Annotated in this window: 19 protein-coding genes; 13 read left to right on the plus strand and 6 right to left on the minus strand. The window is 63.4% G+C overall.

The window, feature by feature from the left end:
* The 4 genes from dnaK to ACTS1Z_RS13360 all read left to right on the plus strand — a co-directional run.
* The coding region (gene dnaK, locus ACTS1Z_RS13345) for a molecular chaperone DnaK (protein WP_442624965.1) at positions 1-1304 on the plus strand (1304 nt) is incomplete at its 5' end.
* 60 nt (positions 1305-1364) lie between these two features.
* Positions 1365-2492, plus strand: a complete 1128-nt coding sequence (dnaJ, locus tag ACTS1Z_RS13350; protein WP_442624966.1) for a molecular chaperone DnaJ — start codon at positions 1365-1367, stop codon at positions 2490-2492.
* A gap of 4 nt (positions 2493-2496) precedes the next feature.
* A complete protein-coding gene (locus ACTS1Z_RS13355) occupies positions 2497-3258 on the plus strand; it encodes an alpha/beta hydrolase (RefSeq protein ID WP_442624967.1) in 762 nt (253 codons plus the stop codon).
* A gap of 61 nt (positions 3259-3319) precedes the next feature.
* Entirely contained in the window at positions 3320-4270 is a 951-nt protein-coding gene (locus ACTS1Z_RS13360) for an MBL fold metallo-hydrolase (RefSeq protein ID WP_442624968.1), read from the plus strand.
* Between the two features lie 264 nt (positions 4271-4534).
* Here the strand turns inward: ACTS1Z_RS13360 and purB are convergent, their stop codons facing one another.
* The 3 genes from purB to radC all read right to left on the minus strand — a co-directional run bounded on the left by purB (position 4535) and on the right by radC (position 7610).
* Positions 4535-5851 (minus strand): adenylosuccinate lyase, encoded by a 1317-nt coding sequence (gene purB / locus ACTS1Z_RS13365; protein WP_442624969.1) that lies wholly within the window; start codon positions 5849-5851, stop codon positions 4535-4537.
* Between the two features lie 81 nt (positions 5852-5932).
* Positions 5933-6925, minus strand: a complete 993-nt coding sequence (locus tag ACTS1Z_RS13370; RefSeq protein WP_442624970.1) for an NADPH:quinone oxidoreductase family protein — start codon at positions 6923-6925, stop codon at positions 5933-5935.
* A gap of 1 nt (position 6926) precedes the next feature.
* Positions 6927-7610 carry a RadC family protein gene (radC, locus tag ACTS1Z_RS13375; protein ID WP_442624971.1) on the minus strand — a complete coding sequence of 228 codons (684 nt, stop codon included), beginning with the start codon at positions 7608-7610 and terminating at the stop codon, positions 6927-6929.
* A gap of 53 nt (positions 7611-7663) precedes the next feature.
* Here radC and ACTS1Z_RS13380 point away from each other — a divergent pair, with 53 nt between their 5' ends.
* From ACTS1Z_RS13380 to ACTS1Z_RS13390, 3 genes are read left to right on the plus strand one after another with little or no spacing between them, the layout of a single operon-like run.
* Complete coding sequence (locus ACTS1Z_RS13380; RefSeq protein WP_442624972.1) at positions 7664-10822, plus strand: intermembrane phospholipid transport protein YdbH family protein; 3159 nt, start codon at positions 7664-7666, stop codon at positions 10820-10822.
* On the plus strand, positions 10819-11058 hold the full coding sequence (locus ACTS1Z_RS13385; RefSeq protein WP_442624973.1) for a YnbE family lipoprotein: 240 nt from the start codon (positions 10819-10821) through the stop codon (positions 11056-11058). Before ACTS1Z_RS13380 ends, ACTS1Z_RS13385 begins: the two co-directional genes overlap by 4 nt.
* Entirely contained in the window at positions 11055-11435 is a 381-nt protein-coding gene (locus ACTS1Z_RS13390; RefSeq protein WP_442624974.1) for a YdbL family protein, read from the plus strand. Before ACTS1Z_RS13385 ends, ACTS1Z_RS13390 begins: the two co-directional genes overlap by 4 nt.
* Before the next feature lie 64 nt (positions 11436-11499).
* Here ACTS1Z_RS13390 and ACTS1Z_RS13395 read toward each other — a convergent pair whose 3' ends face one another.
* Entirely contained in the window at positions 11500-11988 is a 489-nt protein-coding gene (locus ACTS1Z_RS13395) for a hypothetical protein (RefSeq protein ID WP_442624975.1), read from the minus strand.
* Between the two features lie 28 nt (positions 11989-12016).
* The gene (locus ACTS1Z_RS13400) at positions 12017-12637 is read right to left on the minus strand and encodes a hypothetical protein (protein WP_442624976.1); all 621 of its coding nucleotides are present in this window, start codon (positions 12635-12637) and stop codon (positions 12017-12019) included.
* A 195-nt stretch (positions 12638-12832) separates the two neighbouring features.
* Here ACTS1Z_RS13400 and ACTS1Z_RS13405 point away from each other — a divergent pair, with 195 nt between their 5' ends.
* A complete protein-coding gene (locus ACTS1Z_RS13405) occupies positions 12833-13855 on the plus strand; it encodes an AraC family transcriptional regulator (RefSeq protein ID WP_442624977.1) in 1023 nt (340 codons plus the stop codon).
* Positions 13856-13892: 37 nt separating this feature from the next.
* Here ACTS1Z_RS13405 and ACTS1Z_RS13410 read toward each other — a convergent pair whose 3' ends face one another.
* Positions 13893-14645, minus strand: a complete 753-nt coding sequence (locus ACTS1Z_RS13410) for a PdaC/SigV domain-containing protein (RefSeq protein ID WP_442624978.1) — start codon at positions 14643-14645, stop codon at positions 13893-13895.
* A 194-nt stretch (positions 14646-14839) separates the two neighbouring features.
* On the opposite strand from ACTS1Z_RS13410, the gene ACTS1Z_RS13415 reads away from it, so the two are divergent.
* The 5 genes from ACTS1Z_RS13415 to ACTS1Z_RS13435 form a co-directional block, all read left to right on the plus strand.
* Positions 14840-15154: an AtpZ/AtpI family protein gene (locus tag ACTS1Z_RS13415; RefSeq protein WP_442624979.1), complete on the plus strand. Its 315-nt coding sequence runs from the start codon at positions 14840-14842 to the stop codon at positions 15152-15154.
* Positions 15155-15221: 67 nt separating this feature from the next.
* Entirely contained in the window at positions 15222-15968 is a 747-nt protein-coding gene (locus ACTS1Z_RS13420) for a F0F1 ATP synthase subunit A (RefSeq protein ID WP_442624982.1), read from the plus strand.
* Positions 15969-16013: 45 nt separating this feature from the next.
* Positions 16014-16238 (plus strand): F0F1 ATP synthase subunit C, encoded by a 225-nt coding sequence (locus tag ACTS1Z_RS13425; protein WP_176874193.1) that lies wholly within the window; start codon positions 16014-16016, stop codon positions 16236-16238.
* A gap of 47 nt (positions 16239-16285) precedes the next feature.
* Entirely contained in the window at positions 16286-16780 is a 495-nt protein-coding gene (locus tag ACTS1Z_RS13430) for a F0F1 ATP synthase subunit B family protein (protein WP_442624980.1), read from the plus strand.
* Positions 16773-17128: F0F1 ATP synthase subunit B family protein (locus tag ACTS1Z_RS13435; RefSeq protein WP_442624981.1), on the plus strand; the 356-nt coding region annotated here is incomplete at its 3' end. The genes ACTS1Z_RS13430 and ACTS1Z_RS13435, both read left to right, overlap by 8 nt.

Genomic DNA, 17128 nt, shown 5'->3' on the forward strand with positions numbered 1-17128 from the left:
TCGGCGACGGCGTGTTCGAGGTGAAGTCGACCAATGGCGACACCTTCCTCGGCGGTGAGGATTTCGACAGCAAGGTCGTCGAGTTCCTGGCCGAAGGCTTCAAGAAGGACGAAGGCATCGACCTGCGCAGCGACAAGCTGGCGCTGCAGCGTCTGAAGGAAGCGGCCGAAAAGGCGAAGATCGAACTCTCCTCGGCCCAGTCGACCGAAGTGAACCTGCCGTTCATCACGGCGGACCAGAACGGTCCGAAGCATCTCGTCAAGACGATTACGCGCTCCGACCTCGAACAGATGGTCGGCGATCTGATCAAGAAGACGCTCGATCCGTGCAAGAAGGCGCTCGAAGATGCGAGCATCAAGGCGTCGGATGTCGACGAAGTGATCCTGGTCGGCGGCATGACGCGCATGCCCAAGGTCCGCAAGACGGTCGAAGAGTTTTTCGGCAAGGAGCCGCATACGGGCGTGAACCCGGACGAGGTCGTCGCCATGGGTGCGGCCATTCAGGCCGGCGTGCTGCAGGGCGACGTCAAGGACGTGCTGCTCCTCGACGTGACCCCGCTTTCGCTGGGCATCGAAACGCTCGGCGGCGTGTTCACCCGGATGATCGATCGCAACACGACGATCCCGACCAAGAAGACGCAGGTCTATTCCACGGCGGACGACAATCAGAACGCCGTGACGATCCGCGTCTTCCAGGGCGAGCGCGAAATGGCGTCGGACAACAAGCTCTTGGGCCAGTTCGACCTGGTCGGCATTCCGCCGGCGCCGCGCGGCGTTCCACAGATCGAGGTGACCTTCGATATCGATGCCAACGGCATCGTGAACGTGTCTGCCAAGGACAAGGGCACGGGCAAGGAACAGCAGATCAAGATCCAGGCCTCGGGCGGTCTCGACGATAGCGATATCGAAAAGATGGTGCAGGAAGCCGAGCAGTTCGCCGAGGAAGACAAGAAGCGGCGCGAGGCTGCGGAAACGAAGAACCAGGCCGAAAGCCTCGTTCACACGACCGAGCAGCAGCTCGCCGAACATGGCGACAAGATCGACGCGGACCTCAAGTCCGACATCGAAAGCAAGATCGCCGAAACCAAGTCGGCGATCGAAGCCGAGGACGGCGCGGCGATGAAGACCAAGTCGGAAGAGCTCGCCCAGGCCGCCATGCAGATGGGCCAGAAAATCTACGAGGCCCAGCAGGCCGAAGCCGGCGCCGCCGAAGGCGATGCCGCGGCCGATGCCGGCGGTTCGAGCGAAGACGAAGACGTCGTCGACGCCGAATTCTCCGAAGTTGACGAAGACCAGAAATCCTAAAATGTTCGGGGGAGAGGCGATCCGCTTCTCCCCCGGCTTCTTCGTCACGCCGGGGCAGCCATGACCGAAGTCGACTATTATGAAGTCTTGCAGGTGGATCGGGGCGCCGATGGCGCAGCCCTGAAATCGGCCTATCGCAAGCTCGCCATGCAATATCATCCGGACCGCAATCCGGGCGATGCCGAATGCGAGGCGAAATTCAAATCGATCAACGAAGCCTATGAGTGTCTGAAGGACCCGCAAAAGCGTGCGGCCTATGACCGGTTCGGCCATGCCGCCTTCCAGAACGGTGCGGGCGGCGGCCATCACCAGCAGGACGGCTTCAGCGCCTTTTCCGACATCTTCGAGAATATCTTCGGCGAGGATTTCATGGGTGCCGGTCGCGGGCGCGGCCGGGGACGCGATGTCCGCCGCGGTGCGGACCTGCGCTACGATTACGAAATCACGCTTGAGGAAGCGTTCAGCGGCAAGGATGCCGAGCTCACCATCGATGTGACGGCGCCGTGCGAAAGCTGCGAAGGCTCGGGCGCCGCGCCGGGAACCTCCGCGCAGACCTGCGGCACCTGCCAGGGCCATGGCAAGGTGCGCGCGCAGCAGGGCCTGTTCCTCGTCGAACGGACCTGCCCGACCTGCCACGGCCTCGGCCAGGTGATCCCCGATCCGTGCGAGGAATGCCGCGGCGAGGGACGCGTCGACACGACCAAGACCATCGAGGTGAAAGTGCCACCCGGCGTCGATGACGGCACACGTATTCGCGTGTCGGGCGAAGGCGAAGCGGGCGCGCGCGGCGGACCGGCCGGCGATCTCTACATCTTCATCCATCTCGAGCGGCACGCGCTTTTCCAGCGCGAAGGCACGACGCTGTTCGCGCGCTGCCCGATCTCGTTCACGACTGCGGCGCTCGGCGGCTCGATCGACGTACCCGGACTCGACGGCGAAGTGCACACCTTCCAGATTCCTGCCGGCATGCAGACCGGCAAGCAACTGCGCAAACGCGGCGCGGGCATGCCGGTGCTGCAGGGCAGGGGTTTTGGCGATCTCGTCGCCCAGTTCGACGTCGAAACGCCGACCAAGCTGTCCGCCAAGCAGAAAGAGCTGCTGCAGGAGTTCCGGGAGACGGAAACCGGTGAGGAATGCCCGGAAAGCGCGGGCTTCTTCGACAAGCTGAAAACGATGTTCGGCGAATAGGCCGATGAATGACCGGCAGATCAGGATCCTGTTCATCCTGTCGTTGCTGGTCGCGATGGCCGTCCCGGCCAAAGCGTCGGAAACCGAAACGATGCCGGTCCATGCCGGTTTCCGCTACGCGATCACGGACACATGCGATGCATCACGCCCCACGGTGGTCGGCTTGCATTTCATGGGCGGGAATGCGGCGGTATCGCAATCGCTGTTCGACCTGTCCGCCGATGGCGTGAATTTCGTTGCTGTCGAGGGCGGCCATGCTTTCGAGGACGGACGGTCCTGGTTTGCCGCCGACCATTATGACCGTCCCGGTTCGGACCAGTCAGCCGAGATTATCGCGACAGCCGATGCATTGGCGCAGTTCCTGCGGGAGCTCGACAGCATATGCCCGACCCGGGGCCGGCCGATCATCGCCGGCTATTCGCAGGGCGGCGACCTGGTGCATCTGCTTGCGATTAGGCACGCGCGGCTTCTCGGCGCCGCCGTCCCAATGGGCGCCCGCTTTTTCGATAGCTGGCGGTATCTCGAACGGGACAGCGCCGGAAATCTACCGATCGTCCTGCTCCATGGCGGGCAGGATAGCGTCGTATCGCCGACCAATGCCCTGCGCGCGGCCGAATTCTACGCCACCACTTCGCGGGACGTAACGCTCCGGTTGTTCCACGGTGCCGGTCATGCCTATCCTGGCGAAATGCGGGCTTTCTATCGCGCTATGGTGCTCGATCTCTTCTCGCCACCTGCAACCGACGACACGCCGATCGGGCAGTAACCTTCGACAGCTTCCCTGTGGCGGTCTAGGAAAACCCTGACCTGACAGGGAGACTTCCAGAATGACCCGTTTCGCACCGCTTTTTGTATTCGCTTTGATGGTTACCGCGCCCGCTCAGGCGCAGATGGGCGAGATGGCCGATGTCGAGATCACCGCGGAACAGCTCGCGCCGGGCGTCGCTGTCCTGTTCGGACGCGGCGGTAATATTGGCGTATCGCATGGCGAAGACGGGACCGTCCTGATCGACGATCAGTTTGCGCCGCTCACGACTCGCATCCAGGCCGCGATTGCCGAACTGGGCGCCGATCCGGCGCGCTTTCTGATCAATACGCACTGGCATTGGGATCATACGGACGGGAACGAGAATTTCGGCGAGGCCGGTGCGGTGATCATGGCGCATGACAATGTGCGTATTCGCCTGGCCGAGGGCGCCGAAGGCCGGCGGACCGTTCCCCCCGCGCCGCCGGCTGCGCTGCCCGTCATCACCTATCATGACGGTATCAAACTGCATCTGAACGGCGATACCGTCCATGTCGTCCATATGCACCGCGCCCATACCGACGGCGATTCGATCGTCTGGTGGGAGAATGCGAATGTCGTCCATATGGGCGATCTCTTCTTCAACGGCCGCACCTTTCCGTTCGTCGATCTGGAATCGGGCGGGGACGTGCGCGGCGTGATCCGCGCCGCGACGCGCGTCATCGACATGACCGACGATGCGACGCAGATCATTCCCGGCCACGGCCCGATGGCCACGCGCGCCGGCCTGGTCGCCTATCGCGACATGATCGCCGCGATCACCGGGCAGGTCGCAAGCGCCATGGCCGATGGCCGCTCGCTCGAAGAGATTCAGGCGATGGGATTGACCGCCGATTATGCCGAGCTGGAAGGCGGATTCATCTCGGGCGAGGCCTTCGTCGAGACCGTCTTTACAAGCCTGAACCTGCCCGACGAACCCGATCATCATCATGACGAAATCGGCCATGCCGACCATGGCGGTGACGCGGAGTAATCGTGGATACGAAAGAGGCGCCGACAGCAATCGGCGCCTCCTTTTTCGAGCCTGTGCTAGCTGCCGAAAACGGCTTCCACGAAAAGCAGTTGAGCGGCAATAACGGAGACAAGGCTCGCAATTCGCGCGAATACGGACATGGTGAATTCCTTCCCTTCGTCATGGAACGCCAATTCGTTCCGGTAACGAAATGGGGTCGGAAAACCCGGCTTCCATCGCCCGGTACGCACTTACGATTGCAGGTTATGCAATCGCCGGAAACGGCTATTTTCCGCCGAAAACCCGCTCGAAAATTGTATCGACATGCTTGAAATGATAGCCGAGATCGAACTTCTCCTCGATCTCGCTGTCGCTGAGTGCGGCCGTGACGTCCGCGTCGGCCTTGAGCAGTTCCATCAGCGATAGCTGGCCGTCCGATTCCCAGACTTTCATCGCGTTGCGCTGCACGAGCCTGTAGGCGTCTTCGCGGCTGACCCCGGCCTGGGTGAGAGCGAGGAGGACGCGCTGCGAATGGACGAGCCCGCCCATCCGGTCGAGATTCTTCTGCATGCGCTCGGGATAGACGAGCAGCTTGTCGACGACGCCGGTCAGCCGGCCCAATGCAAAATCGAGCGTGATCGTCGCGTCGGGGCCGATATAGCGCTCGACCGACGAGTGGCTGATGTCCCGCTCGTGCCAGAGCGCGACATTCTCCATCGCTGGCAGCGCATAGCCGCGCACCATCCGGGCGAGGCCGGTGAGGTTTTCGGTGAGGATCGGATTGCGCTTGTGCGGCATCGCCGACGAACCCTTCTGCCCCGGCGAGAAGTATTCCTCCGCTTCGAGCACCTCGGTGCGTTGCAGGTGGCGGATTTCGACGGCGAGCCGCTCGACCGACGAAGCGATCACGCCAAGCGTCGCGAAGAACATCGCATGCCGGTCGCGCGGGATGACCTGGGTCGAAATGGGCTCCACGGTCAGGCCCATCTTCTCAGCGACATGCGCTTCGACCTCGGGATCGATATTAGCGAATGTGCCGACCGCGCCCGAAATGGCGCAGGTCGCGATTTCCCCGCGCGCCGCGACGAGGCGATCCCTGCAGCGATCGAACTCGGCATAGGCCTGGGCGAGCTTGAGCCCGAAGGTCACGGGTTCCGCATGGATGCCATGGCTGCGGCCGATGGTCGGCGTGAGCTTATGCTCCATCGCGCGGCGCTTCAGCGCTTCGAGCAGCCCGTCGAGATCGGCGAGGATGATATCGGCCGCGCGCGACAGCTGCACGGCCAGGCAGGTGTCGAGCACGTCCGAACTCGTCATGCCCTGATGCATGAACCGCGCTTCTTCGCCCACCTGTTCGGCCACCCAAGTGAGGAAAGCGATCACATCATGCTTGGTCACCGCCTCGATGGCGTCGATGGCGGGCACGTCGATCGCGGGATCGGTCGCCCACCAGTCCCACAGCGCCTTGGCCGCGCTGTCCGGCACCACGCCGAGATCGGCCAGCGCCTGCGTCGCATGCGCCTCGATTTCGAACCAGATCCGGAACTTCGATTCCGGCTCCCAGATGGCGGTCATTTCGGGCCGGGCGTAACGCGGGATCATGGTGCTGGGCGTATCCTTCGAACTGATTGAGCGCGCCGCTTAGCAGGGGCGGGCGCTTCGGACAAACGGAGGAGCGATTATTCAGGGGGCGATGACCACCCGGCCCACCACCTCGCGATTGCGCATCATCTCGAAAGCCTCGCGCCAATCGTCCAGCGGTAGCGCCGCATGGACATGCGGCGTGACCTTGCCCGCTTGGGCCAATGCCCAGATGGCGTTGAAATTCTCTTCGCCTCGTTCCGGATAGCGGCGGCCATATTCGCCGGCCCGCACGCCGACGACCGAGAAACCCTTGATCAGCGGAATATTGGTCGGGACGGTCGCGATCCGGCCCGAGGTGAAACCGACGACGAGCAGCCGTCCGCCGAACGCGATGCAGCGCGTGCTCTCGTCGAAAATATCGCCGCCGACGGGATCGTAGATGACGTCGGCTCCGCCGTTCGTCAGCGCTTTCACCTCTTCGCGAAAGCCATCCGTAACGTTGATCGTCGCGTCGGGCGCGTATTTCTCGGCGATCACGGCGAGTTTTTCGTCGGACGCCGATGCGGCGATCACCTTCGCGCTGAGCGCCTTGCCGAGATCGACCGCCGCCAGGCCAACGCCGCCCGCCGCGCCATGGACGAGCAGCCATTCGCCGGGCTGGATCTCGGCCCGGCGCACGAGCGACACATAGGCGGTGAGATAGGCCACGCCGAACGCCGCGGCCGCGTCGAAATCCATGCCCTCCGGCTTGCGGCGCAGTGCGGACACGGGGCAGAGCGCATAGTCGGCGAACCCGCCGGTGCCGAGCGTCGCGACGACCGCATCGCCGATGGCGAACTCCGTGCTCTCATCGCCGAGCGCGACGATCTCGCCGGCAATATCGTTGCCGGGCGTAAACGGCAGCTCCGGGCGGTGCTGATATTTCCCCTCGGTCATCAGCAGGTCCGGAAAGCCGAGCGCCGCCGCACGTACGCGGAGCAGCGCCTGGCCCGGTCCCGGCTCCGGCACGGGAACGTCCCGGACCGCGCATCCCGCAAAATCGGGGGCGAGATCGGCGACCTGCAGCGCGCGCATCGTCTTCGGTATGCTCATGTCAGATCAGTCCCTGGCTTCTGAGGCTCGTCTGGCCCTTGGCACCGATGATCAGATGGTCGTGCACGGCGATATTGAGCGGCCGGGCCGCTTCGGCGACTTCGCGGGTCAGCCGGATATCGGCCTTGCTCGGAGATGGGTCGCCGGACGGGTGATTGTGCACCAGGATCATGCCGCTGGCGTGGAGGTCGATCGCGCGGCGGATGATTTCGCGGACATAGATCGCCGCCTGGTCGATCGAGCCCTCGGTTACGATCTCGTCGCGGATCAGCACATTCTTGCTGTCGAGATGGAGGACGCGGACGCGCTCGATGGGTTCGTGCGCCATATCCGCGCGCAGATAGTCGATCAGCGCCTGCCAGTTGGACAGGATCGGCTTTTCGCGGATCTCGTCAGACAGTAGCCGCAATGCCGAGGCTTTCGCGATCATGAGCGCGGCAATCGCGCCCTCGCTCAGCCCGCCGATCCGCGCCAGCGCTTCGGGTTCGGCCGACAGCAGCGCGCCGAGGCCACCGAACTCATCGATCAGCCGTTTCGCGAGCGGCTTCGTGTCGCGCCGCGGAATGGCGAGCGTCAGCAGATATTCGACAAGCTCGTGATCGAGCAGCGCATCATGGCCGCCTTCGATCAGGCGCTTACGCAGCCGTGCGCGGTGGCCTGTGCCGTCTGTCGGAGCTTTTGCCATAGGCCGTTGCTATCGGGATGGCGGCATCGGTGCAATCGCGCTAATCCGGCGCAATGGAAGAAACCGCGCCTCTTCAAAAGCCTGCGTACCGGCGGCGGCGCGTTTGGCTCGGCGGTTTCGCGGCGCTGATCGCGCTCGGGCTCGGGATTGCATGGACGCAGCGCGAAGGGATCGCGATCCGCTATATCGAAGACCTGCTCGACCAGGCCGAAGCGCAGGGCAGCTACGAGATCGTCGAGATCGGCCTGGGTCGGCAGCGTATCCGCAATCTCGTCATCGGCGATCCCGAACGACCCGACCTGAGGGTCGCGCAGGCCGATATCTATCTCGATTTCGGCTTCGGCTATCCGGAAGTGAGCCGCGTGGTGGCGCGGGGCGTGCGGCTTAACGGGCGGTTCGTCGACGGCGCGTTCGATTTCGACCAGCTCGATGGCCTGCTCCCCGAACCGACCGGTGAGCCGTTCGCGTTCCCGGCGCTCGACCTCGAATTGCGCGACGCCGTGATGCGGCTCGAAACGCCCTACGGGCCTCTGGCGCTGGCCGCGACGGGATCGGGCCAGCTTACAGGCGGTTTTCGCGGCCATCTTGCGGCGGCGAGCCCGGGCCTCGCCTATGAAGGGTGCGATGCAGCGGCGGTCCGTTCGAGCGTCGCCATCCGCATCGAGGACCGGCGCCCGATCATCGACGGTCCGGTGCGCGCGGCGAGCCTAGTTTGTGAGGCCGGCGATCTGGCGCTGGCGGCGCCAGAACTGTCGATCGATGCCGTCTTTTCGGAAAGCTTCGACCGATGGGGCGGGGATGCGCAGCTTTTAGCGGCATCGCTGGCGCATGAAAGCGGCCAGGCGGACGCGACGTGGCTGACACTGTCCTTCGACGGCGAATCCGGCGGGCAGACGACGGGCACTATGCGGCTGCGCCTCGCGGATGCACGCGGCTTCGACCTCGCCGCCCGGCGCCTTGGCATGACCGGCCACTACCGGGTGCGCGACGGCGGTGGCATGATCGGTTTCGACGGCGATGTCGATCTTTCCCGCGCACGACTGGCGCAGTCCCGGACGGGCGCGATCACCGAGACCCTGCGCAGCGCCTCCGGCACGCCGCTCGGCCCGGTCGGGACGATGCTGGCGCGCGCTGTTTCGGCAGCGAGCGCCAGGTTTGATGCGCGCTTCGCCTTGACGGCGGCCTATGGCGAGCGGGGCGGCGCCGTACGCTTCGCCGAAATCGAGGGCGCGAGCGAGAGTGGCGCGCGGCTCACCTTGGAGCGCGGCGAGGGCGTGCAATATGGCTGGCCCGATCGCGGCTTGCGTTTCGATGGCGCGATGCGGCTTGCAGGCGGCGGTTTCCCGCAAAGCTATGTCACGATAGACCGGCCGCGCGCCGGTGCGCCGATCGAAGGGCGCGCCGAGATCGCCCCGATCCGCGCTGGCGATACGCTGCTTCGGCTGGAGCCCGTCCGCTTCGAGGCTGGCACGGACGGCACGACGCGGATCGCAACCCGAGTCGAGATGTCCGGCCCGCTGGCGGATGGGCGGGTCGAGCGGCTCGCCATGCCGATTGTCGGAACATTGGGAGAGGGCGGGCGACTCTCCGTCGGTCAGGGTTGCACGCCGATCCGCTGGGCGCGGATGATGGTCGCGGGCATGGTGCTCGGGCCGACCGAACTGCCCTTCTGTCCGATCACGGGCGGGTCGCTGGTTCGCTACGCGCCCGGTGCGGGATTGAGTGGCGGCGGACAGCTCGTCCGGCCGCGGCTGCGCGGACGTGTCGGGGACTCGCCGCTGACGATTACCGCTGCGGATTTCCGGTTGCCTCTGGCCCGGCCGTCCTTCGTAACTAACAACGTTTCGGTCCGCCTTGGCCCGCAAGGCGCGCAGTCCGAACTCGACATCGCCCGGCTGTCGGCGGACTTCGTATCCGGCGGCGTTGATGGCCGCTATACAGGCGCGGATGGACAAATCGCCAACGTGCCGATCCGGCTGAGCGAAGGCACCGGCGGCTGGCGGCTTATAAACGGCACGTTGTTGGTCGACGGCGGAGCGGACCTCACCAACACCGCGCCCGACCGGATCTTCGAACCGCTGATAGTGCGCGACATGGCCATGCGCCTCGAGAACAGCATGATCCGCGCCACGGGCGAACTCGTCGCTCCGGAAGAGGATGTGCTGATCGCCGATGTCGACCTGCATCACGATCTCACTGACGGCTCCGGCGCTGCCGTGCTGGATACCGACAATCTCGCCTTCAACGAGAATATCCAGCCGACCGATCTTACCGATCTGGTGCTCGGCATCGTTGCGGAAGTGCAGGGGCTGGTCAGCGGTACCGGCACGATCCGCTGGGACGCGGCGGGCGTGACCAGCGACGGCGTCTATCAGCTCACCGATATCGATCTCGCGGCGCCCTTCGGCCCGGTGCGCGGGCTCAGCACGGAGATTGAATTCACCGACCTGCTCGGCATGAATACCGAGCCGGGGCAGGTGGCGAGCGTCCGCGAGATCAATCCCGGCGTGCTCGTTTCGGGCGGCACGGTCCGTTACGAGTTTCTGGACAGCAACCGGGTGCAGGTGGAAGGGGCGCGCTGGCCCTTCGCGGGCGGCGAATTGATCCTCCAGCCGACGATCCTCGATTTCCGCGTCGATCGGGAACGCAAGCTCGTCTTCATGGTGCGCGGGGTCGACGCGTTCCAGTTTCTCGAGGCGCGGGACTTCGAGAACATCATCGCAACCGGCACCTTCGACGGCAAGCTGCCGATGATCTTCGACCAGAATGGCGGCCGGATCGAAGGGGGCTTGCTGGTCTCGCGCGCGGGCGGGGGCACTTTCTCGTACGAAGGCGAGATCAGCGACGTGAATCTGGGCGTGTTCGGCAGCCTCGCGTTCAACGCGCTCGAACTGATCCGCTACAGCGAGCTCGCGATCGCGTTCGACGGCGCGATCGACGGCGAGATGGTGACGAGCATCGAGTTTACCGGCGTTTCGCCCAATCTCGCGCGCGAGGGGCAGGGGCTGATTGTCGGCGGTTTCACCCGCGAACTCGCCGAAATCCCCATCCGGTTCGATATCACGATGAACGCGCCCTTCAATCGCATGCTCTATTCCTTCCGGCTGCTCGACGATCCCGGTTTCCTGGTGAATCAGGCGATCCGCGCCCGGATAAACCGAACACGACCCGAACAGGGTGTTCAGCCTCCCGAAAGCGATATTCTGCCATGAAGACTGCGACATTGACGAGGAAGGAGCATGATGCGACCGACGGACGGATGAGATGTCTTGCCCCAGCCGTTGCAGCGATTTTCGCTGTTTTGACAAGCGGTTGCGTGCAGGTTTCGGCGCCCGAAGAGCCCATCGTGATCGAATTGAACATTAATGTGCAACAGACTGTCGACGTGAATTTGCAGGAAGATGTCGAGAATCTGATCGAAAACAATCCGGAGCTGTTTCCAGAATGACCAAGCGTAAAGCCAGTATTGCCGCTATTTTCGCTGCTGCCGCCCTCGGCGGTATCGCGACCGTGGCGCCCGCGCAGAGCAGCGAAGTGCAAGAGGCGATCGCCCAGGGCATCGTCGGCGAAACCGCGTCCGGCTATCTCGGCTTCGCGCAGACGCCGTCGCCCGAGTTGCGGGCGCAGGTCGATGCGATCAATCTCGGCCGGCGTTCCGCGTTCGCGGATCTCGCCCAGCAGCGCGGTACGACGCGCCAGCAGGTCGCCGAGGAAACCGCCTGCAACCGGTTGTCAAGCGTTGATCCGGGCGAAGTCTATCAGTTGCGCGACGGCGTCTGGCGCACCCGCGGCGCCGCCCCGATCCCGACGCCGCCTTATTGCTGAGCCGGCCTGAAGCTCGGCGACAGTGCCGCCTGAGATCAAAGCCGGCGCTGGCTACCGTTCCGCTTCAGTTCGCAGCACGCTCGTTTGTGATGGGGGTCGCACGGCGCGACCACAGCGAAAAAACGAACCCGATGACCATCGCCAGGAATAGCGACTGGACGATGGCGCCCGCGGTACTCGTTGCAAGTTCCAAAAAGGGTGTGCCCAACCATATGGTCCCGAGCAGGCGGCGGGTCAGATATTCATAGATCAGGATCAGGTAGATCAGCGGCACCATGGAGCGGTAGCGGATGAGGGCTATCAGGCTGATCGCGACGATGATGAAGTGCATATTGCCGAGTTTCGCGAATATGTTGAGGACCATCGCGCCCGCCTCCGGCGAATAGCTGTCGATCGGGATGCCGTCCGCGTTGACCGCGCCGTAGCGCGTGTTGATCGCGGTGTTGTAGGCCATGATGGTCTTGAACCCCGTGATGATCCAAAGCAGGACCAGCGCCAGCCAGTGCCCCCGATATTCGTTGCTGAACTGATTCGGAAAAATCCTCTTAAGCATGATCGTCTCCCTAGGCGGTATGAGGAGGCTACCGCTGTGCGGGAGCCGTGATCGGGCGCAGCCATTGCTTGGCGAAGCGCACGCGGACGATCCAGAAGACCAGGAAGACCACGGTCGCTAGGGACGGGATGAACAGCAACGGCGATCCCTCCATGAAGAAGAAGACATCGTACTGCTGACCGAGGAAAAGCGCTGTCGCGGCGAGGAAGAAGGCGAAGCACATCCGCCACAGATGCCGCCCGATGCGCTGCCGTTGATTGGTTTTGGCGCTTAGCAGGTAATTGAGATCGAGCAGCGCTGCCAAAAGCGCGAGGCCCGCAAAGACGAAGAAGGGTTGGGGCGGGAAGCCGCCGATCTCGCCATCGATGCTCTGCATCGCCAATATTCCGGTGACGCCGAGCGCTAGAGCGCAACCGAATGCCACGGGCATCGCAGCCCATTCATAGCGCCGCCATTCGCGCCCGCGCCGACGTGCCGCCATCCACGATGTCGCGACCAGATAGAAAGTCAGCACCGCGTTGAACAGCGATAGCGGGTCGGGCTCCCACCAGGTCAGCACCGCGGCGCTTGAAGCCATAATCAGCATCGACACGAAGAAGAAACGCCCCGCCCGCGCATGGAGCGTAGCGCTGCCCTTGCGTGCGACCATCGCGGTTACGCCGGATGTTATCGCAACAGTCCCGGCGACAATATGAAGGACGAGCAACGGGAGAAAGATAAGCGATGAGAGGGCCACATTGTTTTCCGAAGACTGGACGAAACACTTGTGCCTACCGCTCTATCCAAGTAACACACCTTGCGTCCATGACCCGTGGTGCCAAAAACATGACCAGAGGTTGCAACCGTGTCTGAAGCCACGGTTTCAGCTGGCGTCGTAACGGGTCTGATCGATTTTGCCGTCGGGGAAGGTGCTGACCGCGCCACGATCCATGCGCATGCGCAGATCGATCCGTCAGCGCTGGCGGACCATGACAATCGCATCGCCATGTCTCGCTATCGCGCGCTTATCATGGCGGCCAAGGAGCTTACCGGAAATCCGGCTATCGCCCTGCATTACGCCGAGCAGATAGATCTGTCGGAGCTATCGCTGGTCGGATTGATCACCCGGTCGTCCCCGACAATGCTGGACGCATTGTCGCAACTCAACCGTTATGGCGAGCTCGTCATGGAAATCGACACGGGCACGAGGCAACGGTTCGAGATCGTCCAGGAGAATGGCGAGATTTGGATGGTCGACAACCGGAGCGCGCCCAACGAATTTCCCGAATTGACCGAGATTACTTTCGCGCGGCTCATCTCCGGGCAGCGGCGTTTCACGGACAAACTGGCGCTCGGCGCTTTAGAATTCACGCATCCGGCACCACCTTACGCTGTCGAATACGATCGCATCTTTCAGGCTCCGGTCACTTTCGAAGGCCGCCGCAACGCGATGCAGCTCGACGAAAGCTGGCTGACTCACCCGGTCGCGCTGACCCCGTCCTATATGTTCGGCATCTTGACCAAGAGAGCGGATGAGCTGCTGGAAACCTTGCGAGCAGCGACGACGTTCAGAGCAAAGGCCGAAAGCCTGTTGATGACGATGCTGCATAGCGGCGATGTGTCGGTCAGCCGGATCGCCGCGAAGATGGCGATGAGCCGTCAGACACTCTACCGCAAGCTCAGGGCTGAAGGCACAACCTTTCAGGCGGTGCTCGACGAGCTTCGCTGCAAACTGGCGCTGGACTATATCGAGGGAGGCAAGGTTTCCGTGAATCAGGCGGCCTATTTGACCGGGTTCTCCGATCCCAGCGCCTTTTCCCGCGCCTTCCGGCGTTGGACGGGGAAGAGCCCACGCACGATGATACAGGAATCTAAGATTCTTAGTTGATGGATTGGGCAGACGCGCAGCGACGGGCGCCATTCCGTCAGTCGGTCGGCAGTCCGAAACTACCCCGATACTCAGGCTTTAGCGTGTCCAACATCTCGGCTGTCACCGGCACGTCAACATCGAAACTGCCCGCTGCGTAGGGGCCGGCGATATAGGGCGGCACGCGTACGCGGAAGGATGTGAACGGACCGTCATCGCTGCCCATGGGCGCGATCGCGACCTGGTCCAGTGGCGGGCAGTCGGCCCAGAAATCGTCGCCCGAAATATCGCCCATCCGCTCGATCTGCTGTTCGCGCAGCCCGGCGCAGAAGGGCCGGTCGATCATCGAGAGCCCCAGATAGCGGTTCGCGAATAGGCCGAGCACGCCGATCGGGCGGTCGGTTTCGACGTCCCAGACCAGCGCGTCGAAGGCCGTATTGCCATGGGCGCCGCCGGTATAGCTGTAGGTTTCGCTGCCGAGGCCGATCAACGCGTCGGTCTGGCCGGTCACCGTCCATCGCTGATCGTGCTGGAAGCCCGCAACCATGGCGGAACCTTCGGGCATCATTTCGGCCAGTTCCGCGCGGCCTTCGTCATAGGCGTATCGCGCGCGCTGGCGCTCCGATTCGAGCCGGCTCGCCAGCAACGGAACCGTGTCCGGCAGGGCGGGCAAGGCGTATGTAAATCCAGCGTCTTCGGCCTCGCCCTGAGCGGCGGCGACCGGCGCTGGGATCGGCCCGAGTGGCAAAACTAGCATGGCCGCGCCGGTTGCCAGAACGCGCCGTCCAAAAGCATGGATTCTCAGGTTCATAAGCCGCTCCCGTGGCGATTTTTCCGACGCTGTATTTCTCGCCGATTTGCGCCGCGCAAACAATCCCCAAATGCCATGCCGCACTGCATCATATGCGGTTGACTTGGATAGGGGCGCTCACTAAACGGGCCGTGCCTTGGCGGGGTCGATCGCCACCATGCGCGCGTCCGGCTCTCGGGCCCATAGGAGCAAGCATGGCGGAGAAAGACAACGAGCGGGATTCCTTCCTCGCGGAAGATGCGCGGCTTCAGTCGCTGGACGAGCGATTGCAGGCGGCGCAGCGTGCAGAGGAAGCCCGATCGGCCAAACGCAAGCCACGAGAGGGGCCGAACTACGCCCATCGCGCGGTGAGCGAGCTGATCGGAGGTCCCGTTGGCGGTGCCGTTGTGGGCTGGTTTTTCGACTGGCTGCTCGGAACCTATCCTTGGCTGATGCTGTCGATGATGCTCCTCGGGTTCGTCGTCGCCGTGCGGAATGTATATTTGATGACGAGTAAGCGCCCCGATTAGGGGCGCTTTGCTCAGGAAGAAACGGGATTTTACTGTGGCGGAAGCGGAAGGCGGCGGCATCGACCCGATGTCCCAGTTCAGGATCGAGCCGATTGCCGGCACTCTTGAACAAGGCCAGATAGCGTTCACCAACAGCTCGATCTGGATGCTGCTGACGCTGGCCCTGGTCTGGATCTTCATGCTCGGCGGCATGAAGCGCGAACTCGTGCCCGGCCGCTGGCAGCTCGCCGTGGAGAGCGTGACCGGCTTTATCGATGATCTGCTGGTCCGCAATATCGGCCCGGCGGGCAAGAAATACGTCCCCTACATCTTCACGATCTTCATCTTCATCCTGTTCGCCAACCTGCTCGGCCTGCTGCCGATCGGCTTTACCGGCGTCCATCCGTTCACGGTCACCAGCCACATATTGGTGACCGGCGTGATGGCCGTGATGAGCTTCGCGATCGTGCTCGCGGTCGGCTTCTGGAAACACAAGCTCAGATTCTTCACGCTGTTCGTGCCGCACGGCACCCCGCTGCCGATGGTGCCGCTGCTGTTCGTGATCGAGCTCGTTTCGTTCATGGTACGGCCGTTCAGCCTCGCGCTGCGACTGTTCATCGCGATGACCGCCGGGCATGTGCTGCTCAAGGTGTTCGCGAGCTTCGTCATTTCCGGCATCAATGCCGGGCCGGAAATCGGCCTGCTGGTCGCCGTGCCGAGCTTCCTGCTGATGCTGTTCGTCAGCGCGCTTGAGCTGCTGATCTGCGCCATCCAGGCCTATGTCTTCGCGCTCTTGTCGGCGCTCTACATCAACGATGCGGAAAACCTGCATTAATCCGAATTTCTCACCAACACTATTTTTCACAAGGGAGTTTTTTCAATGGAAGTCGAAGCTGCACGTTTGATCGGTGCCGGTCTCGCTGCAATCGGCGCAGGCGCCGCTGCCGCGGGTGTGGGTTACATCTGGGGTTCGTTTCTTCAGGGCGCCCTGCGCAATCCGGAAGCCGCCGATGGCGAACAGGCTCGCCTGTACATCGGCTTTGCCGTGACCGAGCTGCTCGGTCTGATCGCCGCCGTTATCGGCTTCATCCTGCTCTTCGGTTAATTCTGACCGGATAGCAGTCCGCCCAACAGGCAAGGGAGGCTGAGGCCATGCCACAGCTCGATCAGATTGTCGTCAGCTATGCGTCGCAGATCGTATGGCTGGTCGGCGTTCTCGCCATCATCTATTTCGGGATCGCCCGGACGATGGTGCCCAAGGTACAGGGTACGATCGAGGCGCGCGCGAAGCGCGTCTCCGATGACCTTGCCGCGGCGGACAAGGCCCATGAACGGGCTGACGAGATCGAAGAGGATTATCGTCAGCAGATCAACGAAGCCCGGTCCCAGGCCGGCGCGGTGACGACGGAGGCCAAGGCGAAAGCCAATGCCGACCGCGAGCAGCGGGTGGCCGCCGAAGACGGCAAGATCGAGGTGAAACTGGCCGAGGCCGAAGCCGCGCTTGCCAAGGCGCGGCAGGCGGCGCTGGCCGAGATCGAAGGCGTGGCCGTGGACGCGACGCAGGATATCGTGGCCAAGGTGTCGGGCAGTTCCGTTTCGGAAACCGAAGCGCGGTCCGCGGTGAAAGAGGCGATGGCCCATGGATGACGAACTCGAACCGGTAATCGACGAACAGACCGAGCCCGAGACGGCCGCGACGACCGAGGTGGCGGACGATGCGCAGGCGGGCGCGTACGAAACCGCGTTCGGCCTCGATACCTATGGCTGGGTCGCGGTCGCGATGATCGTCGTCATCCTGATCATGCTCTGGCGCAAGGTGCCCAGCATTGTCGCTGGCGCGATGGACAAGCGTATCGCCGAAATCCGCGGCGAGATCGACGAGGCCGCGAAGCTGCGCGCCGAAGCGGAGGCGCTGAAGGCCGAATATGAGGCCAAAACGGCCAATGCGGATCAGGAAGCCGCCGCGATGCTCGACCGGGCGCGCGAAGAAGCCGA

Source organism: Parasphingopyxis sp., from assembly GCF_052168295.1.
GTDB lineage: Bacteria > Pseudomonadota > Alphaproteobacteria > Sphingomonadales > Sphingomonadaceae > Parasphingopyxis.

Excerpts from the sequence above, each read along its gene's own strand:
- dnaJ (WP_442624966.1), top strand. The coding sequence starts at position 1,365 with ATGACCGAAGTCGACTATTATGAAGTCTTGCAGGTGGATCGGGGCGCC.
- ACTS1Z_RS13395 (WP_442624975.1), bottom strand. The coding sequence starts at position 11,988 with ATGCTTAAGAGGATTTTTCCGAATCAGTTCAGCAACGAATATCGGGGG.
- purB (WP_442624969.1), bottom strand. The coding sequence starts at position 5,851 with ATGATCCCGCGTTACGCCCGGCCCGAAATGACCGCCATCTGGGAGCCG.
- ACTS1Z_RS13355 (WP_442624967.1), top strand. The coding sequence starts at position 2,497 with ATGAATGACCGGCAGATCAGGATCCTGTTCATCCTGTCGTTGCTGGTC.
- ACTS1Z_RS13415 (WP_442624979.1), top strand. The coding sequence starts at position 14,840 with ATGGCGGAGAAAGACAACGAGCGGGATTCCTTCCTCGCGGAAGATGCG.
- ACTS1Z_RS13425 (WP_176874193.1), top strand. The coding sequence starts at position 16,014 with ATGGAAGTCGAAGCTGCACGTTTGATCGGTGCCGGTCTCGCTGCAATC.
- ACTS1Z_RS13430 (WP_442624980.1), top strand. The coding sequence starts at position 16,286 with ATGCCACAGCTCGATCAGATTGTCGTCAGCTATGCGTCGCAGATCGTA.
- ACTS1Z_RS13380 (WP_442624972.1), top strand. The coding sequence starts at position 7,664 with ATGGAAGAAACCGCGCCTCTTCAAAAGCCTGCGTACCGGCGGCGGCGC.
- ACTS1Z_RS13410 (WP_442624978.1), bottom strand. The coding sequence starts at position 14,645 with ATGAACCTGAGAATCCATGCTTTTGGACGGCGCGTTCTGGCAACCGGC.
- ACTS1Z_RS13360 (WP_442624968.1), top strand. The coding sequence starts at position 3,320 with ATGACCCGTTTCGCACCGCTTTTTGTATTCGCTTTGATGGTTACCGCG.
- ACTS1Z_RS13370 (WP_442624970.1), bottom strand. The coding sequence starts at position 6,925 with ATGAGCATACCGAAGACGATGCGCGCGCTGCAGGTCGCCGATCTCGCC.
- ACTS1Z_RS13400 (WP_442624976.1), bottom strand. The coding sequence starts at position 12,637 with ATGGTCGCACGCAAGGGCAGCGCTACGCTCCATGCGCGGGCGGGGCGT.
- ACTS1Z_RS13385 (WP_442624973.1), top strand. The coding sequence starts at position 10,819 with ATGAAGACTGCGACATTGACGAGGAAGGAGCATGATGCGACCGACGGA.
- radC (WP_442624971.1), bottom strand. The coding sequence starts at position 7,610 with ATGGCAAAAGCTCCGACAGACGGCACAGGCCACCGCGCACGGCTGCGT.
- ACTS1Z_RS13390 (WP_442624974.1), top strand. The coding sequence starts at position 11,055 with ATGACCAAGCGTAAAGCCAGTATTGCCGCTATTTTCGCTGCTGCCGCC.
- ACTS1Z_RS13420 (WP_442624982.1), top strand. The coding sequence starts at position 15,222 with ATGTCCCAGTTCAGGATCGAGCCGATTGCCGGCACTCTTGAACAAGGC.